The sequence below is a fragment of the Bombilactobacillus bombi genome (assembly GCF_013607485.1).
In the GTDB taxonomy this organism is placed as follows: domain Bacteria; phylum Bacillota; class Bacilli; order Lactobacillales; family Lactobacillaceae; genus Bombilactobacillus; species Bombilactobacillus bombi_A.
Genome location: NZ_SCHP01000017.1, coordinates 1 through 21,092 on the forward strand (window position 1 = coordinate 1; position 21,092 = coordinate 21,092).

General features: G+C 35.8%; 20 protein-coding genes. 4 read left to right on the forward strand and 16 right to left on the reverse strand.

The window, feature by feature from the left end:
• The 12 genes from EQ827_RS04845 to EQ827_RS04900 form a co-directional block, all read right to left on the reverse strand.
• The coding region (locus EQ827_RS04845) for a fructose-1,6-bisphosphatase (RefSeq protein ID WP_181189865.1) at window positions 1-1,845 on the reverse strand (1,845 nt) is incomplete at its 3' end.
• A 380-nt stretch (window positions 1,846-2,225) separates the two neighbouring features.
• Complete coding sequence (gene thrS / locus EQ827_RS04850; protein WP_181189866.1) at window positions 2,226-4,169, reverse strand: threonine--tRNA ligase; 1,944 nt, start codon at window positions 4,167-4,169, stop codon at window positions 2,226-2,228.
• Window positions 4,170-4,421: 252 nt separating this feature from the next.
• Window positions 4,422-5,336 carry a primosomal protein DnaI gene (dnaI, locus tag EQ827_RS04855; protein ID WP_181189867.1) on the reverse strand — a complete coding sequence of 305 codons (915 nt, stop codon included), beginning with the start codon at window positions 5,334-5,336 and terminating at the stop codon, window positions 4,422-4,424.
• A 1-nt stretch (window position 5,337) separates the two neighbouring features.
• Window positions 5,338-6,678, reverse strand: a complete 1,341-nt coding sequence (locus EQ827_RS04860) for a DnaD domain protein (RefSeq protein ID WP_181189868.1) — start codon at window positions 6,676-6,678, stop codon at window positions 5,338-5,340.
• Window positions 6,668-7,159 (reverse strand): transcriptional regulator NrdR, encoded by a 492-nt coding sequence (gene nrdR, locus EQ827_RS04865; protein WP_181189869.1) that lies wholly within the window; start codon window positions 7,157-7,159, stop codon window positions 6,668-6,670. The genes EQ827_RS04860 and nrdR overlap by 11 nt, the downstream gene beginning before the upstream one ends.
• A complete protein-coding gene (gene coaE / locus EQ827_RS04870) occupies window positions 7,156-7,764 on the reverse strand; it encodes a dephospho-CoA kinase (RefSeq protein WP_181189870.1) in 609 nt (202 codons plus the stop codon). The genes nrdR and coaE overlap by 4 nt, the downstream gene beginning before the upstream one ends.
• Entirely contained in the window at window positions 7,764-8,594 is an 831-nt protein-coding gene (gene mutM / locus EQ827_RS04875; RefSeq protein WP_181189871.1) for a bifunctional DNA-formamidopyrimidine glycosylase/DNA-(apurinic or apyrimidinic site) lyase, read from the reverse strand. Before mutM ends, coaE begins: the two co-directional genes overlap by 1 nt.
• Before the next feature lie 8 nt (window positions 8,595-8,602).
• Entirely contained in the window at window positions 8,603-11,260 is a 2,658-nt protein-coding gene (gene polA / locus EQ827_RS04880; protein ID WP_181189872.1) for a DNA polymerase I, read from the reverse strand.
• Between the two features lie 158 nt (window positions 11,261-11,418).
• Window positions 11,419-12,366, reverse strand: a complete 948-nt coding sequence (locus EQ827_RS04885) for a Dyp-type peroxidase (RefSeq protein WP_181189873.1) — start codon at window positions 12,364-12,366, stop codon at window positions 11,419-11,421.
• Window positions 12,367-12,669: 303 nt separating this feature from the next.
• Window positions 12,670-13,989 (reverse strand): UDP-N-acetylmuramate--L-alanine ligase, encoded by a 1,320-nt coding sequence (gene murC, locus EQ827_RS04890; protein WP_181189874.1) that lies wholly within the window; start codon window positions 13,987-13,989, stop codon window positions 12,670-12,672.
• Between the two features lie 19 nt (window positions 13,990-14,008).
• Window positions 14,009-14,644 carry a YtpR family tRNA-binding protein gene (gene ytpR / locus EQ827_RS04895; RefSeq protein WP_181189875.1) on the reverse strand — a complete coding sequence of 212 codons (636 nt, stop codon included), beginning with the start codon at window positions 14,642-14,644 and terminating at the stop codon, window positions 14,009-14,011.
• A 24-nt stretch (window positions 14,645-14,668) separates the two neighbouring features.
• Window positions 14,669-14,989, reverse strand: a complete 321-nt coding sequence (locus EQ827_RS04900; RefSeq protein WP_181189876.1) for a thioredoxin family protein — start codon at window positions 14,987-14,989, stop codon at window positions 14,669-14,671.
• 120 nt (window positions 14,990-15,109) lie between these two features.
• Between EQ827_RS04900 and EQ827_RS04905 the strand changes: the two genes are divergently transcribed.
• The gene (locus EQ827_RS04905; RefSeq protein ID WP_181189877.1) at window positions 15,110-15,424 is read left to right on the forward strand and encodes a hypothetical protein; all 315 of its coding nucleotides are present in this window, start codon (window positions 15,110-15,112) and stop codon (window positions 15,422-15,424) included.
• Between the two features lie 130 nt (window positions 15,425-15,554).
• On the opposite strand, the gene trmB is transcribed toward EQ827_RS04905, so the two are convergent.
• The 3 genes from trmB to EQ827_RS04920 are packed head-to-tail and all read right to left on the reverse strand — an operon-like array spanning window position 15,555 to window position 18,161.
• Window positions 15,555-16,199 carry a tRNA (guanosine(46)-N7)-methyltransferase TrmB gene (gene trmB, locus EQ827_RS04910; protein WP_181189878.1) on the reverse strand — a complete coding sequence of 215 codons (645 nt, stop codon included), beginning with the start codon at window positions 16,197-16,199 and terminating at the stop codon, window positions 15,555-15,557.
• A gap of 16 nt (window positions 16,200-16,215) precedes the next feature.
• Window positions 16,216-17,427, reverse strand: a complete 1,212-nt coding sequence (locus EQ827_RS04915; RefSeq protein WP_181189879.1) for an ABC transporter permease — start codon at window positions 17,425-17,427, stop codon at window positions 16,216-16,218.
• Complete coding sequence (locus EQ827_RS04920) at window positions 17,424-18,161, reverse strand: ABC transporter ATP-binding protein (protein WP_181189880.1); 738 nt, start codon at window positions 18,159-18,161, stop codon at window positions 17,424-17,426. The genes EQ827_RS04915 and EQ827_RS04920 overlap by 4 nt, the downstream gene beginning before the upstream one ends.
• Before the next feature lie 101 nt (window positions 18,162-18,262).
• Between EQ827_RS04920 and EQ827_RS04925 the strand changes: the two genes are divergently transcribed.
• The 3 genes from EQ827_RS04925 to EQ827_RS04935 all read left to right on the forward strand — a co-directional run bounded on the left by EQ827_RS04925 (window position 18,263) and on the right by EQ827_RS04935 (window position 20,007).
• Complete coding sequence (locus EQ827_RS04925; protein WP_181189881.1) at window positions 18,263-18,703, forward strand: HIT family protein; 441 nt, start codon at window positions 18,263-18,265, stop codon at window positions 18,701-18,703.
• 2 nt (window positions 18,704-18,705) lie between these two features.
• A complete protein-coding gene (locus EQ827_RS04930; protein ID WP_181189882.1) occupies window positions 18,706-18,972 on the forward strand; it encodes a hypothetical protein in 267 nt (88 codons plus the stop codon).
• A gap of 111 nt (window positions 18,973-19,083) precedes the next feature.
• Window positions 19,084-20,007 carry a peptidylprolyl isomerase PrsA gene (locus EQ827_RS04935; protein ID WP_181189883.1) on the forward strand — a complete coding sequence of 308 codons (924 nt, stop codon included), beginning with the start codon at window positions 19,084-19,086 and terminating at the stop codon, window positions 20,005-20,007.
• A 114-nt stretch (window positions 20,008-20,121) separates the two neighbouring features.
• Here the strand turns inward: EQ827_RS04935 and EQ827_RS04940 are convergent, their stop codons facing one another.
• Window positions 20,122-21,078 (reverse strand): 3'-5' exoribonuclease YhaM family protein, encoded by a 957-nt coding sequence (locus tag EQ827_RS04940; protein WP_181189884.1) that lies wholly within the window; start codon window positions 21,076-21,078, stop codon window positions 20,122-20,124.
• Window positions 21,079-21,092: the final 14 nt, after the last annotated feature.

The following is a 21,092-nucleotide window of genomic DNA, read 5'->3' on the forward strand; positions in this document are numbered from 1 at the left end:
GCCAATATCTGTCTGGGCAACTGTCTTTCGTGATAGCTCTTGTTCGACAATTTTTTTAGTAGAAACAATGTCACTCAACTGTTCAATGGCCTGCTCCCGAGTCGTAAATGGCTGATGTGTGACCAGTTGTAAGCCATAAGAATTATATAATAACGTGTAACCGCCAATCCCTGTAGTCTTATGGTAAGCCTTTGAAAAGCCGCCATCAATAACCAGCATTTTGCCATTGGCCATAATTGGCGAGTGGCCCTTTTTAACAGGAGTATGTCCATTAATTAAATGACCATCTTTTCGATCGACACCAAATTCAGCCAAAACTTTTTCAATAAATTCAGACTGATGGCGTAACTGATAATAGCTATTAGGCTCTTCATAATGGGTAGTTGGCTCAGCAATAAAATAGCGTTCAAAAGTAGTCATTGCGCGTTTGCCAAATAAAGGTGAGACGGGACCGGTCCATAAATACCACAACAAATCCGTAGCCAAATCTGTACTTTGATGAGTATCGGCATAACTACTGCGTAGATTGACTTCTAACAAATCAAATAATGCTTTACCACAGTAAGTATGGTTATTAATTGTTAATCCCTCAAAATTTCCTGATTTATCTACTGGTATACAGCCATGTACCAAAAGATTATTATTATAGACTAAATACATACTGCCCTTTTCCATAAAGAAATCCATATGACGGCGCAATTTTTCTGAATGAATAAACGCATGAGTTAATTTATTAATCACCTCTTGTTCTTCTGGCAAAAGTTCATAGGGGTGATCAACAGATACTGTTTGAAAACAACCATTAGTAATTGCATAATTCTGCTTACCTAATTGAATTTGAGTTCGGTCTTGATTTAGTTTATCTAAAAGCTTGCGCTCTTGCATCTGAAATTCAGGTCGCCGATTAATAGCCTGACCCTCTAGCTTAAATTGAATAATTGCGATTGCTTGATGAATTTTATTGATTTGGCTCAACTCGGCGGCAGATGGCTGAGGTTCTTGTGGATTAATTTTAGGCGCAAAACTGGGATTTTCTTGATAATATTTTTCTGCCAATAACGATAAATGACGTAAATTAATGCCGTACGCATCTTCTACAATTGATAAATTATTATAACGAGCACAAATACGTAACAAGTTTGCGACACATAAAGGAGAACCTGCTGCTGCTCCTAACCATAAAATATCATGATTACCCCATTGTAAGTCTACAGAATGATGCTGCATTAATCGATCCATAATACGGTCAGGGTACGGCCCGCGATCATAGATGTCACCAACAACATGTAAATGATCGACCACCAAGCGTTGGATAGTATGACAAATAGCAATAATGAATTGATCAGCTGAAGATAAATTAATAATATCGGCCATAATTTGTGCGTAATATTTTTGTTTGTCAGAACTGTTAAAATCCCCATATAATAATTCTTCCGTAATATAAACAAAATCAGGTGCCAACGCCTTACGTACTTTGGAACGGGTATATTTAGTAGAACAATATTTTAATAATTCTAACAATCGTGCAAAAGTCATTAAATACCATTGGTGTAAATCTTCTGTATGGTTGAATCTAGCTTTAATTATTTGTAGCCTTTGCGAAGGATAATAAACCAAAAAAGCTAATTCTTGTTGGCTTTTAGGCGTTAAACGCCCGTTGAATAGGTCTTCAATTTTTAATTTAATATTGCCTGAAGCGTTGCGCAACACATGATCAAAAGCAGCAAATTCACCATGAATGTCGCTCATAAAAGCTTCCGTGCTTTTGGGTAAATTTAAAATTGCTTTTAAATTAATAATTTCCGTTGTCACTGCTTCACGTGTCGGAAATTTTTCTTGAAGCAATTTTTTGGTTAATTCTTGCGTAATGAACCACCCTTTTTATTCAAGATAAATTCATTATACCAATTTTTAATTGTTTTACCAAATTCCCATGATATTAAACTAAAAACGACAAAAAGTGAGCTATACCAATTTAAAAAGAATAAAATATCCCAATTAAAGCACCATTAATAATACTTACTGCCGTAGCTACTAAAAAGATAGTGTTTAAATAATTATGAAAGTCAATAGCAATAAAAAGTATCATAACATGAACAAATAATTAAAATATTGATTGTCAATACTTCAATATTGTTAACATAATAAAAAAGGTTGAAGCATAATTTTCTGCTTCAACCTTTTTAATATTTAAATTCCTAACAATAAGCAATTAAAACTTACTATTATTCACCAGTACGAGAATAATTTTTTACATCAGCAACTACGCTATCAACAAACATGCTGATATCTTCTTGAACACTATTTTGTTCACCATATTTACGAACTGAAACCGTGGCATCTTTAACTTCTTGATCCCCGATGACTACTGTATAAGGGATCTTTTGAGTTTGAGCTTCACGAATCTTATAATTCATTTTTTCATTACGTGAATCAATATTCACCCGCAAACCTAACTTGCGCATCTCTGCTTGTAATTTTTGAGCATAATCCAAATGTAAATCTTCTTTAACCGGAATAATCACTGCTTGAATTGGAGCCAGCCAAGTTGGGAATGCGCCTTTATACATTTCCATCAAATAAGCAATGAAACGTTCCATCGTTGAAACAATTCCCCGATGAATCATAACTGGACGATGTTCTTTACCATCTTCACCAACATAAGTTAGTTTAAAGCGTTCTGGCTGCATAAAGTCTAATTGAATAGTAGATAAAGTTTCTTCATTACCTAAAGCTGTTTTTGTTTGAACGTCTAACTTCGGACCATAGAAAGCAGCTTCGCCTTCAGCTTCATAATAATCCAAGCCCATATCATCCATAGCAGCTTTTAACATACCTTGTGATTTGTTCCACATTTCATCATCATCAAAGTATTTTTCCGTATTTTTAGGATCACGATAACTCAAACGAAAACTATAATTATCAATTGCAAAATCCTTATAAACATCCATCATTAATTGTAGGACTTTTTTAAATTCATCCTCAATCTGATCTAAAGCAACAAAAGTATGTCCATCATTTAAAGTCATTTCCCGAACACGCTGTAAACCAGATAAAGCTCCAGATTTTTCATAGCGATGCATCATTCCTAACTCAGCAATGCGAATAGGCAATTCCCGATAAGAATGAATATGATGCTTATAAATTTCAATATGTGAAGGGCAATTCATTGGCCGTAGTTCTAACATTTCACCTTCGCCCATATCCATTGGTGGAAACATGTCTTCACGATAGTGATCCCAATGTCCAGAAGTCTTATAAGCGTTTAAATTCATTAATATTGGAGTATAAACATGCTCATAGCCAGCAGCAACTTCTTTATCAATAATATAGCGCTCCAAAACTCGCCGAATTGTTGCTCCCTTTGGCATCCAATAAGCTAAACCAGCTCCAACTTTAGGATCAACAAAGAATAAATCTAGTTCACGGCCGATGGTACGGTGATCACGTTCTTTGATTTCTGCCCGCCGTTTTAAGTCAGCTTGTAATTCTTCATCAGTAGCAAAAGCTGTTCCATAAATTCGCTGTAACATTGGGTTACTTGATTTACCCTGCCAATATGCACCGGCAACAGATAATAACTTAAAGTGCTTTAAGCTCTTAATTTCAGGTAAAATGGCTTTTTCTCCAAAATCTACATAATCACCCATTTTAAAGACAGGAACTTGAACACATTCAACTGCTGCTAATAATGATGACTTATAGGGATCAGAACTTACATTAGCCGCAAGTTCTTTTTTATCAAGCATCTGACGTTCAATTACTGCTTGTGATTTGATGATGGTTTCCATTGAGTCAGCAATTTCTGCTAATTCATCCACACTTACTTGTGTAGGTGTTTTATCTGTGTCTAAATAAAAACCATCATCGTTAGTTTGGTGTTCGCCAAAGTGAATTTCCGGGTATTTTTGCTGCAAAGCTGCTCCTAACAAAAATACAGCGGTGTTGCGAATGACCTCGGCAGCTTCAGGATCTTTATTAGTGATAATTTCAATTTTGGCATCTTGGACAATAGGACGTTTAATATCTACCAAAAATCCATTTACTTTTGCTGCAATAGCAGCCTTTTTAAGACTATTACCAATTGAAGCAGCTATTTCTAAAGGTGTAACTCCACTTTCAAACTCCCGTTTTGAGTTATCGGGAAATGTTAATGCAATTTTAGCCATAATTCTTCCTCCAATTTAAAAAGTCCCTCGGAAAAAATTCCGAGGGACGTAATATTTACGCGGTTCCACCCAATTTTAAAGCTAATAATAGCCTATCTCTTAAGTCTATAGAGCGACAAACCATTAAATCTTTAAACTAGTAAAGGTCAAAATCTCTTGTTGAGCAACTTTCAGTCGATGGTTAACTCTCCCTGAATTAAGAGACTTTGTTTATACTTGAATTAAACCACGTTTTTGTAAATTTTGCAAATTTTATTTAAATCGTCGATTGGGGCCACTGACGACCACTTCACGTGATAAGAAGCGGATGCGTTCCATGATACGAGCCGCCTTGAGTGCCTCTTCATCACCACGTTGATTAATGGCTAAATGTTTTTCTAGCTTATCCATTGATAAATTAGATGAAAAAAAGGTGGGTAATTTTTCCTGCATACGATATTGCAAAATTACTCCTAGAACTTCATCCCGAATCCAAGAACTTAATGAATCAGCTCCAATATCATCGAGCATTAAAATCGGCACTGCCTTAATTTTATCAATACGTGCTAAAACTGAATTGTCTTGGATAGCAGCCTTCATTTGCACAGCAAAGGTTGGAAAATGCACCAATAGTACTGTGGTATTCATTTTAACTAAAGTCTGGGCAATAGCTGCTAGTAAATATGTTTTTCCTACTCCTAACTCCCCAGACAAATATAATCCAGGAACAAACTCTTGGGGATTGGATCCATATTTAATCGTAAAATCAACTGCAGCTAGATATGATTCTTGGCGTCCTTGATCACCTTGTTCATAATCACGTAAATTAGCCTGCCGAATATCACTCGCCATATCAATCGTCATAAATTTTTGCGCTAGTTGGACTTGTTGTTGACGAGATAATAATTGCTTATCAGGATGGTAAGTGACTTGAATTGCTTGATTGGCAACCATTAGTTGGGGTACATAGCCGATGGCAAAATTTTTGCGATTATTCTTAGCTTGGACAAATTCATAAATTGCATCGACGCCATTATCTAACATTGGCTGAGTAATTTTAGTTTGATTTTGCTGAATAAAAGTTTGAACATCTTTATCATGAAGAGCTTGTTGAGTCAACTCCTGATATTTTTTGCCCCAATGACGCTTAGCTAAAGTCTGAGAAAATTCTTGTGATAAATCTTTCATTTTAATCACCATTTAAACCCTTTTCAAATTCCCGTAACTTTTTTTGCGCTGCTGCAAAAGCTTTAGGATCAATTTTTTTAGCCTGGTGTTTAGTCCAATCGGTTACTTGCTCGCGATGAGGCTGATAGGAGCGATAAGCAGATTTATTCTTAGTAGTTTTAACCTTTGAAGGTTGTGCGTGTTCCTTAATTCTTTGTATAGCTGCTGAAGCTGTGCTCACGTTATTCTGCAGCCAATCGTTAGCTATTGTTTCCACAAGACCTTGTGTTAAGGTTGCCGAATTATTCAAAACATAGTCAATTAAGATATTAATTACTGGTAATGGTAAAATAGCGCGTTGCTGTAATTGACGTAAAACCCGCGTTTCTGAGGATCCTACAAATCCTTTTTTTTGTTGCTTTTTCCAGGCTAAAAATTCTGCTGGAGCTAATTGATTAGCATGCTGTAATAATTTTTGTTCCGCCGACGTTACTCCTGACAATTTAGGCTCTGTTGGTTGAAGCACTTGATTATTATGCTCGTTGCGTACTTGAATATTGACACGGTCTTCAAAACGTTTTTGAGCTACATTTTGTAGACGTTTGATATCAATTTGATTATTAGTCACGTTCAGAGTATTTGCAATTAAATCTGCCATTTCAATTTCTGTTACTCCATAAAAGGCATGAACATTAAACAGTTCATTTTGATGTTGCAAAATATCACTTTGTCTCACATGATAACTAGCAATATAGTCTTGCAATAACTGCCAATCAAATGTAGCTAATTGACTTTGTGTATACTTAGGAATAACCGGTGTATCAGTTTGAACATCCCTAGTAGTTTCCATTTTTAAAATATCTGCACTTGATAAATGAAAAACATCCAAAAAACTATGAGTAATTTCTTTTATATTGGATGATTGGGGCAAAGACGGTGTACGATATTTTTTTTGTAAACGAATAAAATCCTGTTCGCCAATTTTTTCATATAAAAAAGTCTTTAAAATACCATCATTAAAAAATTTTTGCGGTAATAAAGGCTCATGCAACTGATAAATTAAATACTGACCTAAAGTATCTTTAGCAGCGTAAGTCTGCAATAAGGCTAAAGCTTCTAGTTTAAGCCGTGCTTGATAAAAGGCCTTTGCATCTAAGTCTAAGAGATTTAATAGTTGCGCATGCATCTGGCGTTCAGAAACCAATATTTGCTGTTGATTCCACAATAATTGATAAAGGCTTGCCGCTTCACTGCCCATTAAGGGTTGATACAAATCCATTAATATTTGGCGATCATAGTCGGTCAAATATTCGCTTGTCATGACCCAATAGCCCCACAAAGGATCAACAAATTTATTGGCCATCTTCTTTATCATCCTGGGACTTATCCTTTTGATTAGCAATCATATCTTGAACTTCTTTCATAAAGCCATTAATGTCTTTGAATTGTCGATAAACACTAGCAAAACGAATATAGGCAATATCGTCTAATTGGGCTAGTTCATGCATGACATACTCACCAATTTGGCGAGAATCAATTTCGTTTTCGCCGCTGGCGCGTACTTTGGCTTCTACACGGGATACAATGCTATTCATATCATCAAGCGTAACTGGCCTTTTTTCTGCAGCTCGTACAATTCCTCGCAAAACTTTCTCGCGATTAAATTCTTCGCGATTACCATTCTTCTTAATAACTAAAACCGGTGATTGCTCAATCCGCTCAAATGTTGTAAAGCGGTGTCCGCAATTTTCACACTCCCGCCGCCGGCGAATAACTCGACCTTCATCGCTAGGGCGACTATCAATAACCCGTGAAGAATTATGATGACAATGAGGACAAATCATTTTTCACTTCCTCCTTTTAACAAATTTTTTAAAACTTGCTCGATTTGTGGATATAAAGACGTCAAGCCATCGCTATTATCAATCACAAAATCAGCTAATTGCCGCTTTTGTTGAAGATCCATTTGGCTGTTGATACGCTGTTGTGCCTGTTGAACGGATAAATGATTGCGTTCTTGTAGACGTTGCAACTGCACAGGCAATTTTGCATAAACAAGAATGGTTTTTTGTAGCAAAGATTGATAATTTTGCTCGAATAATAAAGGTATTTCAAAAAAAACTGGTCGATTATCATTAGGGACATGTTGAATTTGATACGTTAAACGTTGACGAATTAGAGGCTGCAAAATCTGATTTAACTGCTGTAAACGCTCGGGATTATTAAAAACAATTTGCCCTAAACGTTGGCGATCTAACTGTTTATCAGGCTGTAAAATTGTATCACCAAAAGCTTTTACAACTTTTTTCCATCCGCGCCTGTGAGGTCTAACTACCTTTCGTGCCACTTGATCAGCATCAATTACTTTATATCCTTGCTGCTGCAAAATGTGGGTTACTGTTGATTTGCCGGTAGCAATTCCACCGGTCACTCCAATTGCTAATCGCATTAGGAATTTAATACCTGACAGTGGGGGCAATAGTGAGTACCACGTCCAGCCACTTTAATTTTTTCAATAATTGTCCCGCAACGTTCACATGGTTGTCCTTCTTGATCATATACGTGCAGCTGTAATTGAAAATTACCGGTATGTCCAGTAGCATCAACATAACTACGTACAGTGGTTCCGCCAGCAGCAATGGCTTGTTTAATTTCATCGTTAATAATTGGATATAAGGCTTTAATTTGTAGTTCAGTAACCTTATTGGCAGGCTCTTCAGGATGAATTTTTGCCCGCCATAAAACTTCGTCAACATAGATATTGCCTAATCCTGATACAACATGTTGATCTAATAAGGTTGCCTTAATTGATTTCTTACGTTTTTTAAATCCATTTTCTAAAGATTCTAAGGTATATTGTGCAGTTAAAGGCTCAGGACCCAAGGCCGCAATTGATTTTACTTGCATTTCTTGATTACGGGCAACAATTTGCATTTTGCCAAACTTACGCACATCCCGGTAACCTAGATAGCTCCCGTCATCCAAATAAAATATCACATGCGCATGCTTATCAAAGTCTGCCAGCTGATTACGCACTTGATATTTTCCTTCCATTCTTAAGTGGCTAATCATCGTCAAATCATTGTCAAAGTGGAATAACAAATATTTAGCTCTCCGCGACACTTCTACAATAGTAGCTCCAATTAACTGCTTTTTAAAATCATTAGGTGAACCAATGATAATTTTGTCGTAACGAATATCAATGGCAATAATTTTTCGATTTTTGATTAACTTATTTAAACCTCGCCGAACTGTTTCTACTTCTGGTAATTCTGGCATTTTTTCACCTACCCTTTAGCGTCAAACCATGTTTTACCATGGGCTGTTTCTACTTTTAGAGGTACATCTAATTGCACAGCTGAATCCATTACTGCTGGAACTAACTTTTGTAAAAGCGGAATTTCAGATTTAGGTGCTTCAAAAATTAGTTCATCATGAACTTGCAGTAGCATCGTAGCCTGTAAGTTTTCAGACTGCAGTTTTTTTTGCATATTAATCATTGCAATCTTGATAATATCAGCAGCACTACCTTGAATAGGCGTATTCATTGCTGTGCGTTCCGCAAAAGAGCGGATGTGATAATTTCTTGAATGTATATCAGGTAAATATCGCCGCCGATGCATAATTGTTTCAACATAACCATCCTCACGAGCCATTTGAACAATTTTATCCATATATTCTTTAACTTTAGGATATTGTTCAAAGTAAGCCGCAATAAAATTAGCTGCTTGCTGGCGTGAAATTCCAATATTTTGGGCTAAGCCATAATCACTAATACCATAGACAATCCCAAAATTAGTAGCCTTAGCTTGTCGCCGCATATCAGCAGTTACTTCAGAGATATCATGTAAACCAAAAATACGCATCGCTGTGTGAGCATGAATATCATAATTCTCACTAAACGCCTGCTGCATATTTTGATCACCAGATATATGAGCTAAAACACGCAGTTCAATTTGGGAATAATCACTGGAAAAAATTTCCCAATCTTCATGACGCGGAACAAAAGCTTTACGGATAATCTGTCCTTCATCGCGAGCTGGAATATTTTGCAAGTTCGGATCTACTGAAGATAAGCGGCCCGTTTGAGTTAAAGTCTGTTGATAACGGGTATGAATTTTTCCGTCAGGAGCTATTGTATTCATCAACCCAATAACATAAGTCGATTGAATTTTGGCTACTTGCCGATAATTTAAAATGTCAGCGATAATGGGGGACTTACCCACTAATTTTTCTAGGACGTCAACTGAAGTTGAATACCCCCGCTTATTTTTCTTGACCGGCGGTAGACCCAATTCCTCAAATAAGACTTTGCTTAATTGTTGAGGTGAATTAATATTAAATTCATGTCCTGCCTGTTGATAAATATCCGCTTCTAAATCATGGAGCCGCTGCTGCAGTTGGCTCTGTAATTGTTCAAGATTATCTCGATTGACTGTAATTCCTGCAATCTCCATTTCCGCTAAAACTTGAGATAGCGGCAATTCAATTGTGTCAAATAATTCATCTTGGTCATGGTCTTGTAGTTTGGCAGGCAACTGGGTGCTTAGAAATTGAATGGCTGCTGCTTTAGCAGCTAAATGCTGCAATAGTTGATCATGTTCAGGAATGGTTAGCTTAGCCCCACTGCCATAAAATTGGGCATCAGAATCTAATTGGTGATAGCCATAACCTTGAGCTAACTTACCCAAGTCATTAGAATTTTCATTTACATCCAGTAAATAAGATGCTAATAATACATCAAAATTAACACCTGCTAACTCAATTTGCTGACGATTTAAAGCCACATAGTCCCGTTTAAAATCAAAAACAGTTTTAGGGACTTGTGGGTTGTTAAACCAAGATTTAAAAGTTTTATTTTGTAAAAGTTCCAGACGGTCAGCAGCATAAATTCCCTTTTCATTAGCTAAAGCAAATCCAATAATTGGAGCGCGATGATAGTTGTCTTGAACCATTTCTACTACTATCGCTGTCGACTTTTTACCTGCTAGTACTTGTGATAAATTATCAGAAGTTAATTCCACAAAATTAATTTGAGTTTCCGAAGCGTTTGGTGTTACTTCCTGATTAGGTGGCATTTTTTCTAAAAAAGAGCGGAAGTTCATCTTTTGGTAAAATTCTTTTAAGGCAGGCATTTGGTCGCCATCATAGGTTAAATCAGCGATTTCAACATCAATTGGAGCTGTAACTTGAATGGTTGCTAATTTTTTAGATAGAAAAGCTTGCTCACGATCAGCGGTTAAATGCTCTTTCAGTTTGCTGGCCTTCATTTCATCAAGATGCTCATATAAATTTTCCATTGAGTTATATTGTTTAACCAACTTTAAGGCAGTTTTTTCGCCAACCTTAGTGACACCAGGATAGTTATCAGAAGTATCACCCATGAGGCCTTTTACATCAATTAGCTGCTTAGGAGTAATACCTAATTTTTCTTGAAAATGCTGAGGCGTATAAAATTCTAATTCTGTAACCCCTTTAACAGTTAAAGCTACTGTAATTTGATCGGTAACTAATTGAGTTAAATCACGATCACCAGTAACAATAGTTACTTTATAATTTTCCTTTTGGGCTTTGGTAGCAACTGTACCAATAATATCGTCTGCTTCATAATTTTCTAATTCGTAGCTTTTGATGCCGCGAGCTTGTAGTAATTGTTTAATAAAAGGCAGTTGCTCGCGAAACTCATTGGGTGTTTTTAAACGATTGCCCTTGTAGTCATCATAGAGTTTATTTCTAAAGGTAACCTTACCAGCATCAAAAGCCACCAGCATATCTGTTGGTTGACCCTTAGATAAGATTAAATCTAGCATATTATTAAAAGCATAAATTGCATTTGTATGCAGACCATCTGGGCTTTTAAATTTTTCCAAAACAGTGTACATTGCATAAAAAGCGCGAAAAGCTATGCTATTGCCATCGACTAAGATTAATTTTTTCGACTCCATCAGTTTACCTCATTTCTCTGGTTCTTATTCTACCAAATATCAGCTACACCTGCCAAAAAGCTCCCTTAAAAATTTAATAATTTTACAATTGCACAATTTTTAAATAAAATTAAGGGCTAGAACAAAATATTGTTCCAACCCTCAAAGTCTAATCCACATTATTTATTAAATTGGCCGTCAGCTATTGTATCTAAGAGCGGCCGTGAAGGAATAAAGAATAGCTGCCCTGATAGTATATCAGAAAAAGTTAATAGATAGTCATCTTTATTCACCATATTCTTTAACATTAACTTAGTAACTTCCCAATGACGTGAATAACCAATAAAGTAAGTTCCCGTGTTATCTTGGGCCGGGTCGGAATAAGGTACGTTCATTCGAACGATTTTTTGTTCCTCGCCATCAATTTCAGCTTTTGAAGTGACATTATGGGCATTAGGAGCTTTTTGTTCGTCATCTAATTCCAAATCACCAAACTTCTCTCGTCCCACGGCCTTTTCTTGCTCTTCGGTAGTTAGTTGACCCCAAAAATCCATATTATGCTTCCATTTTTGGGCAAACGCATAAGAACCATTTTCAAATACTGGATCCTCATCACCAATAATAGCAAAATTGGCTGCATCTTCTACTGATGGTGCTTCAGTTCCATCAATAAATCCAATAATAGCCCGACCTTCAAAATATCGAAAACCCTTGGTTTCATCAACCACAGTAGTAATATCTTTTAGAAAGCGCCGAAATTGATTCATAGCTTCATAAACAACCGCTTCATCTCTTGCGCGGATATGAAAAAAGAGATCACCCTTGGAAGCTGGCATTGAATACTTGGGACCACTAACTGTTCGATAGGGTTCTAATTCTTTAGGCTTCGGTGCATTAGGAAAAAGGTAATCCCAAGCATCACTACTAAAACCAAAGGCTACTTTTAAATCACCATCTGCGTCTCTAATTCTTAAAGAACGCAAAATAGCCTGATAACGATCAGCAAAATCCATAATTGCCTGTTGTTCAGCAGCTTGATCTTGACGATTTAATTCTAAAACTGTAAATTGAACATGCTCGCCAATATCTTTCCAAACGTCTTGAGCTTTAACGGGATTCATAACCATTCCAAATGTCTCCTTTTCAATTGTCAAATTATTTTAATTGATTACCACCGTTTTTAGTATACACCAATCCCCTATCCTAATTACATATAATAATCGCTGCATTTAATACTTAAAAGCGATAATGACTGATACTAAATCGCTAACACTCACATTATAAAACAGTAAAGGACTAGAACAAAAAATTGTTCTAGCCCTTTACTGTTTTATAATAATTAATAACCCAAATTTTAAAAACTAAATCGCCTATTTCTGGGAAAAATTTAGGAGTCAATGTTTAACTTTTATTTAGGACATTATTTTAAATTATGATTTTAATACTTCTTTTTGATAGGCAACCTCATATTTTTGTACATCACCAGCACCCATAAAAATAATAACTCCCTGATGATATTGCAATAAAGACTGTAAATTATCTAAAGTAATAACTTGTCCGCCATGCTGAATTTTTTTACCTAAATCAGAACTATTAATTTGCCCTTGTTTTTCACGAATTGAACCAAAAATATTAGTCAAATAGACCTGGTCAGCCAAATTAAGACTTTGGGCAAACCCATCTAGTAAAGCACGCGTCCGACTATAAGTGTGCGGCTGAAAAACGACAATTAATTGTTTATCCGGATATTGCTGTCGAGCAGCATCAATGGTGGCTTTAATTTCTGAAGGATGATGAGCATAATCATCTATTAAAATCATATCGCCCACCTGTTTTTCACTATAACGTCTTTTAACGCCACTAAACGTAGCCAGTTCTTGCTGAATTAACTCTGGCTTAATGTTTTCTAAATAGCCCACACCAATAACAGCTAACGTATTTAAAACATTATGTTCTCCAAACATTGGAATCTTAAAGTGGCCTAATTTTTGTCCCTGATGCAAAACATCAAAACTGCTGCCCTTTGTATCACGCTGGATATTAACAGCTTGAAAATCATCATTTTCGGATAAACCATAATAATAAATGGGAACATCATTTTTGGTTTGCAGTTTTTTTAATAAAGGATCATCTCCCCAAGCAAAAAGTGCCTTTTTTACCTGCATAGCCTCCGTTTGAAAAGCAGCCACTACATCATTAACATCTTGAAAATAATCAGGATGGTCAAAATCAATATTAGTCATAATTAAATAATCAGGATGATAGGCTAAAAAATGCCGGCGATATTCATCAGCTTCAAAAACAAAGAACTTACTATCTTTGATTCCCTTACCAGTTCCATCGCCAATTAAATAACTAGTTTTTTCAATGCCACTTAATACATGAGCTAATAATCCTGTCGTACTCGTTTTACCGTGCGCACCAGCCACTCCAATAGATGTGTACTGATTGACCAATTGAGCCACCATATCTGGATAACTTAAGATGGGTAATTTTAGTGCCTGGGCTTGTTGAATTTCTGGATTATCCGCTCCAAAAGCATTGCCCGCAATAATCGTTAAACCAGGATGAATATTTTCAGCGTCAAAAGCCGTAATATTAATTCCTGCCTGTAACAAGCCTTCTTGAGTAAAAGTGTGCTTAGAAATATCAGAACCCTGAACTTGATAGCCTAAATCGTGCAAAATCAAAGCCAAGGCACTCATACCGGTACCTTTAATACCAACAAAATGATAAACTGTGCTTTCCATAGGAATTTCCTTCCAAATATTACTTATAATTTTGGTTTAATTCCTGAAGATTAATAGCGTCTCCTACTTGATAACGAGAATCCAAGACCATAATTCCTCGTTGCTGCGGAGCATTATCCAAACCCAATTCCCGAGCCGAGCAAAGCATGCCATTGCTAGCAACCTTACGCAACTGACCCGGAAAAATAATCTGACCATTAGGCATCATTGCGCCTACCTTAGCTACTACTACTTTTTGACCTTGGTCAACATTAGGTGCTCCACAAACAATTTGTTCCACTTGTCCAGCATCTAATTCTACTTGGCAAATATGCAAATGATCAGAATTAGGATGAGCTTTCATCTCTTGAACATAACCAACTACAAACTTAGGAGTTAAATCAATTGTCAGTTTATCATGAAAGCCAGCATTTTTTAAGCGTTCATTCAAAATTTGTATTTGTTGGGCATTTAAAAAGACTTGACCCTGATTTGCAGGTGTCAATTGTAATTGCTGGGCAATATTAAAGAAATTATAGCCAATTACATTTTTTTGATGATTAATAATCTGAACGATATCGTCCTTTTGTTGCTGCTCTTGAGGAAAATCATCAGCACCAGTTACTACCAGTAAGACATCCCCTAAAACTTCTGGATTATAAGAACTAACTAACACTTATATTCACCTAGACCTTTTATTTTAGTTGAGTGAGTCGATAAAGCTTTCCACTTCTGGTTTAGTTTTCCGATCTTTATTAACAAAACGGCCAATTTCCTGACCATCTTTAAAGGCTACAAAACTCGGAATCCCCATAATTCCCAAATCTTTTGCCAAATCCATAAATTCATCGCGATCAACTTCAATAAACTGATAGTCTGGATAATCCGCTGCAATTTCTGGCATAAAAGGCTCAATAAATTTGCAATCTGGGCACCAATCTGCTTTAAAAAACAACATATACTTGCCATTTTGCGTGAGAGTATTGATATCTGTTGTTGCATATTCTGATAATTTTTTCATAAGAATTCATTCCCTTCTTTAATTTAAGAATACTCTGGAAAATAAAAAAATGTTGTTAAATGACTCAACTTAGTATTATATAATGATAAAATAGAAGTATCAAACATAGGAGGCAGAATTATGAGTTTAAAAAATCTTGCTAAAACGACTTTAGTTGCTACGGGCGCTCTAGCAGCAATGGGTGCTGGTGCATTGTACTTATTACATGAAATAGACAGCAAAGAAGTTATCGAACGCATTAAAAGTAATTTAGGTGCTGATACTAATATTATTACTACTTGGGTAGAACCCATGTTTCAAAAAGTTAACGTTGATGGTGAAGATATCTGGGCATTGGTTGGCGGTGTAACTGCTGTTCAAGATGATGAAGAAGCTCAATACCACTTTATTGCTTCAGCTTTAACTGGTCAATTATTAGACATTCAACGAGTTTAATCAATATTTGAAAAGTGATAATATATCCGCATAAAAAGGACCGCGACAACATTGCCGCGATCCTTTTTAAGTCGTTATCCGCGATACCAAAACCAACAAGTTAGCTGATTTTTTATATTATACCCCTTAGCTAGTCTTTAAAGTGCGCTGCCAAAAAATAAATCGGCTGCCCCTTTTTGCTGAATTTATCTTCATATTCCGTTGTAATATTGTTGGCTGCTCGTTCACTATGATGTAAATTCAGGAAAACATCATCAAATTCTAAGCCAAAATTATTGCAGCTGCATAATGAATATTCAAATAGGCCTTGATTATCAGTTTTAAATTCAATTTCTCCCTGCGGTGATAAAATTGTTTGATACTGTTCTAAGAAATTAGGCGCAGTCAAGCGTCTTTTAGTATGCCGAGTTTTCGGCCAAGGATCTGAAAAATTCAAATAAAGCTTTTGGATTTCATTCGGAGAAAATAAGTTTACTAATTCCCGTCCGTTAGCTTGAAGTAATTGTAAATTAGGTAGCTGTAATTCAACTTGCTGCTTTAGTATCATCCCTAAAGCGGCTGTTTGTATTTCCATGGCTATAAAATTAGTCTGCGGATTTTGTTGGGCTTTTTCCAAAATAAATTTACCCTTACCCGATCCTAATTCTAATTCTAAAGGTTGCTTTTTGGGAAAACGCTGTTGCCACTTGCCAGCCATTTGACTAGGATTAACCATAATCAATTCTGGATGAGCCTGAATTAAAGCGGCTGCCCAGGGTTTATTTCGTAAACGCATACTACCATTCCTTTAATTATTTATTTAGTTTTGTTAATTGTCGTGGTAGATACCATTTTAACAAAAAGATTACCATTAACAAACTTACAACTACCGGCCACAATAGCTGTGTGGTTAGGTGATTGCATAATAACAATGTTATCACGATAAACAGCCACTGCATTCCTAAAACTACAAGCAAAAGAACTTGAAAACTTTGCTGCTTTTGTGACTGTGTCAAGGGATAAATTTGAGTTAGGACAATGCCATCATAATTTTTATATAAAGGCAATAATTGAAACTCTACTAAATATAAAAATAATGCCGTAATAATAGTAATTAATAGATAATTATGAATAGCGTAAATTAATAATAAACAGATAATTGTCAAACGTACAAAAATTCCACTATAGTCACTATTACGCAAAAAACCACGGGCAAACAGATACAAATAAGCATTACGATGCTTAGGTTTAATTGGTTTTAACAGCCAATCTAGCCACTGCCTCCGAACTGCCTGATGAGCAATTCCCGGAACGTCAGTAAACAAGTTATAGAATCGTTTCAATTGATAGGAACGATTCGCCTCTATATCAACTGCTTGCAGCCAGTTAAATATTTGCTTGGCTGCTAATTGCTGCCACTGATAATAATTAAATCCACACCAAATTAACGCTAAAATCAGCGCTGCTACCTCATTAACATAAGCAGCAATTATCAACAGCAAAAAACTTCCTAAAGTATTTTGGCCGATTTTCGAAAAAATAGTAGATTTCTGGTATAAAGAGTTAAATTGATTGATAATTATGCTAATGGCTGCCACAATTGCTGTTAAGGTTAAAAAAACCACTTTTACGAGGGTAAAAGCTGCTCCTCGTGCTAAAAAAGGTGTTAAAAAAAATCCAGTTAAAGCAGTTGTTATACTAGGCATAATTAAACTGTAACGTCGGGCTGCAACTAAATATTGTGGTAATTCCTTTTCTCGCGGTAATAAAAAAGCAGCATCAGCAGCTTGTAAAAGCGTGACTGGCTTAAATAAGAGTGTCACAAGACCTAAAACCAAAATTGCCACCGGACGCGCCCACCAACTATTTGGCGGCAGCTGATCTAAGGCTTGCGAATACCAAAATCCTACAGCTCCAATTAAAAAAATTATTGCTAAGATAAAGTACTCATTGAAAACTAACTTCAAAAATTTACTTTGTTCCTTTGCATGTTGGACAAAACGTTGCTGCCATAGAGATTTCATTGAGTGACATCCTCCTTAGACATTTGCACATAGAGTTCATCCAAATTAGCAGCATCCATTCCGAATTCCTGCTGAATTTGCTTTAAAGTTCCCTGTGCTCGAACTTGTCCGTGGTTTAAGAGGACGAATTGGTCCGCACTTTGTTCAGCATTAGTCAAAATGTGCGTAGACATTAAAATAGCCGCACCAGCTTGTTTCTTTTTTTGTACCAAGCCTAACAAATCATGAACTGCTAAAGGATCTAACCCTGTAAAGGGTTCATCAATAATAAATAATTGTGCTTTTGTAATAAAGGCACAGACAATCATGACTTTTTGTTTCATACCTTTAGAAAAATTAATTGGAAACCAATTTAATTTGTTATCTAGACGAAAAGTCTGCAACAGCTGATGAGCCTGCTGCCAAGTAGATTTTTCATCTAGATCATAAGCCATAATTGTCAGATCAATGTGTTCTTTCAATGTTAATTCTGGATATAAAACTGGCAATTCAGGTACATAAGCAATTTTTTGCCGATAAGCTTGAACATCAGCCTGCAATTCGAGGCCGTCTAGTGTAATTGAGCCACTTTGAGGCTGCAACAATCCCATGACATGTTTGATAGTCGTGGACTTGCCCGCCCCATTTAAACCAATTAAAGCGACTGTTTGACCATTTTCAACTGTAAATGATTCATTTTTTAAAACTGGAATTCGGCCGTAACCGCCAGTTAAATTTTTTATTATTAAAGTCATAAAATTTAAACCTACTCTCTTCAATTTAACTGTAATTATGATAGCATTAATTATATATAAGATGGAATTTTTATATTATCTTAATTAAGGAGGATTTTTCAATGTATAAAGCTGTTGCTGATTGTGTTTTTTGCAAAATAGTTGCTGGTGAAATTCCCAGTTACACCATCTATGAAGATGAAATTGTTAAAGCTTTTTTGGATATTTCCCAAGTTACCCCAGGACATGTTCTTTTAGTTCCCAAAAATCATGTTAAAGATATTTTTGAGTACGATGCGCAACATGCTGGTGAAGTTTTTGCCCGTGTTCCTAAAGTGGCTCGGGCTATCAAGGCTGCCAACCCCCAAATTCAAGGAATGAATATCTGCATCAATAATGGTAAAATTGCCTATCAATCAGTTTTCCATTCACATATTCACCTTGTACCGCGATTTAATGAAGAAGATGGCTTCCAAATGAAGTGGGCAGATAATACTGCTAAATATGATGCGGATCAATTGAGCGCAATTGCCCAAAAAATCAGCAAAGAAATGGAGGAATAATTATGAAGAGTTTATCATCTGGCTTTATTATGGGAGCAGGCCTTGGTACATTGGGGTTTTATTGGCGTAAGCGCCAACAAAATGCTGCCAATTCATCTAACTGGGCAAACCAATTAAAATCAATCACAACGCAGTTAAAACAGGACGTCATTCCGACGGTCAAGGAAATTAAACAAACCGTTAGTGAAGAACAAGCTCAAATTAGTGAAGATTTACAACAAATCATGGAGACAACTAATAATTTAAAAGAGAAATTACCTCAAAAATAATGAAATTTGTATGAAATTATTTTATTAAGGTATAAAAAAAGTCGAAAATATGTTATCTTTGTAATTGTTATCTTCATAAGATAAAACTAGATTGGATGTGTAATGAAAGTTATGTCAAAGAAATTTAATAAATTTTTACTGACAATCGTTGCTGTATTGTCAGTGTCTTTAGTTGCGGGTTGTTCTGGAAATAAAGCAGTCGTCACCATGAAAGGCGGCAAGATTACCCAAGAACAGCTTTACCAAAAAATGAAGAAGTCACAAGCTGGCCAACAAGCGTTGCAGCAAATGATTATCTCTCAGGCCTTAAAAGATCAATATGGTAAAGATGTTAGTGATAAGCAGGTTAATAAAGAATATAACCAATACAAAGATAAGTATGGTTCTCAATTTGATAGCCTCTTACAACAAAATGGTATGGATGCTGCTTCCTTTAAAGACACTATCCGGACAAACCTTTTAACTAAAGTAGCTGTTCGTAAAGAAACTTCAATTTCTAAATCTGAATTAGATAAACAGTGGAAAAAGTATACTCCTAAAGTTACCGTGCAACATATTTTAGTTAAAGACGAAAATACTGCTAAAGAAGTAATCAAGAAGTTAGATGACGGCGAAAACTTTACTAAATTAGCTAAAAAGTACTCAACTGATACTGGTACCAAAAATAGCGGTGGTAAATTGCCTGCTTTCAACAATAATGATACTTCTTTAGATGCTAACTTCAAAAAGGCTGCTTTGAAATTAAAACAAGGTCAATACACTAAAGAACCTGTAAAATCATCTTACGGTTATCATATTATTAAGATGGACAAGCGCCCAAGTAAAGGTACTTTAAATAGCCACAAACAAGAATTAGAAAATCAAATCTATGATTCTCGGATGCAAGATTCTGTAACAATGCAAAAGGTTATTTCTAAAGTTTTGAAGCGTTCTGATATTTCCATTAAAGATAATGATATGAAGAATATTTTGGCTGGTTACTTAGCTAATAATAAGTCTAATAACAACAAAGCTTCAAAATCATCAAGTAAATAATTAAAGCTGCTAAAAAGCATATTCATATTGAATATGCTTTTTGTTTACTTTCAATTTTAACCTACTTTACCTTTGTTCTGCTAGCTAGCAATCTTCAAGTCTGCAACAGCAGGCTTATTCTTTTTTATCTTTGAAATTTGGTACTAAAAATCTGCGATTATCTAAACCAAAAATACGTTCCGTATATTGCCCTGCTCCAGTACGTTTTTGTGCTTTAGAAATCATCGTAATCGACGCATCGAGCTCATCTAATTGGTGTAAAATCTCTGCTTCTAATAATTGCGGCCGTTTCGGTGAGCCATACTCATTTAAACCATGATGAGCGATAACCATATGACGCAATAATAAAACAGACTCGGTTTCAGGATTAATATTTAGCTTTTGACAAGCAGTTACGATTTCTCCATCAATCAGAACAATATGCCCCAGCAAATTACCAGCTAAGGTATATTGCGTATTTAAGGGACCACTGAGCTCACTAGTTTTACCTAAGTCATGTAAAAGCGTGCCTGCTAATAGTAAGGAGCGATTAACTTGCGGATACTGTTGACAAACATTTTGAGCTAGTTTAGCCATGCTAAGCGTATGAAAAGCCAAACCACCTAAATAATCATGATGATTAGACTTAGCCGCTGGATACTCAAAAAAGGCCTCCTGATGTTGCTTTAATAAATACCGCACAATTCGATTCCATTGTGGTTGGGTAATTTGAAATAATAGTTCATTTAATTGATCTTGCAGCTGCTGTTTGGTTAAAGGTGCACGCCGAATGAATTGATTTTGTGAATAAGTATGAGCTTCCGCAATTTTCATACTGATAATCTTAATCTGTAAGGCACCATTATACAATTCACATTTGCCATTTAATAAAACCACTTGTCCAGCAGTAAAATCTTGAATATCCTGAGGTGAAGCATCCCAAAATTTACCCGGCAATTCTGCTGTATCATCGGCAAAATTTAAAGCCAAAAACTGCTTACCATTTCTTGCTGTCCGTACATCAACTTGTTTAATCAATACGGGTAACTCAAAATCCATTCCCGCATGTAAATCGACTAATTTTTTATTCATTTTAATCACCTGTC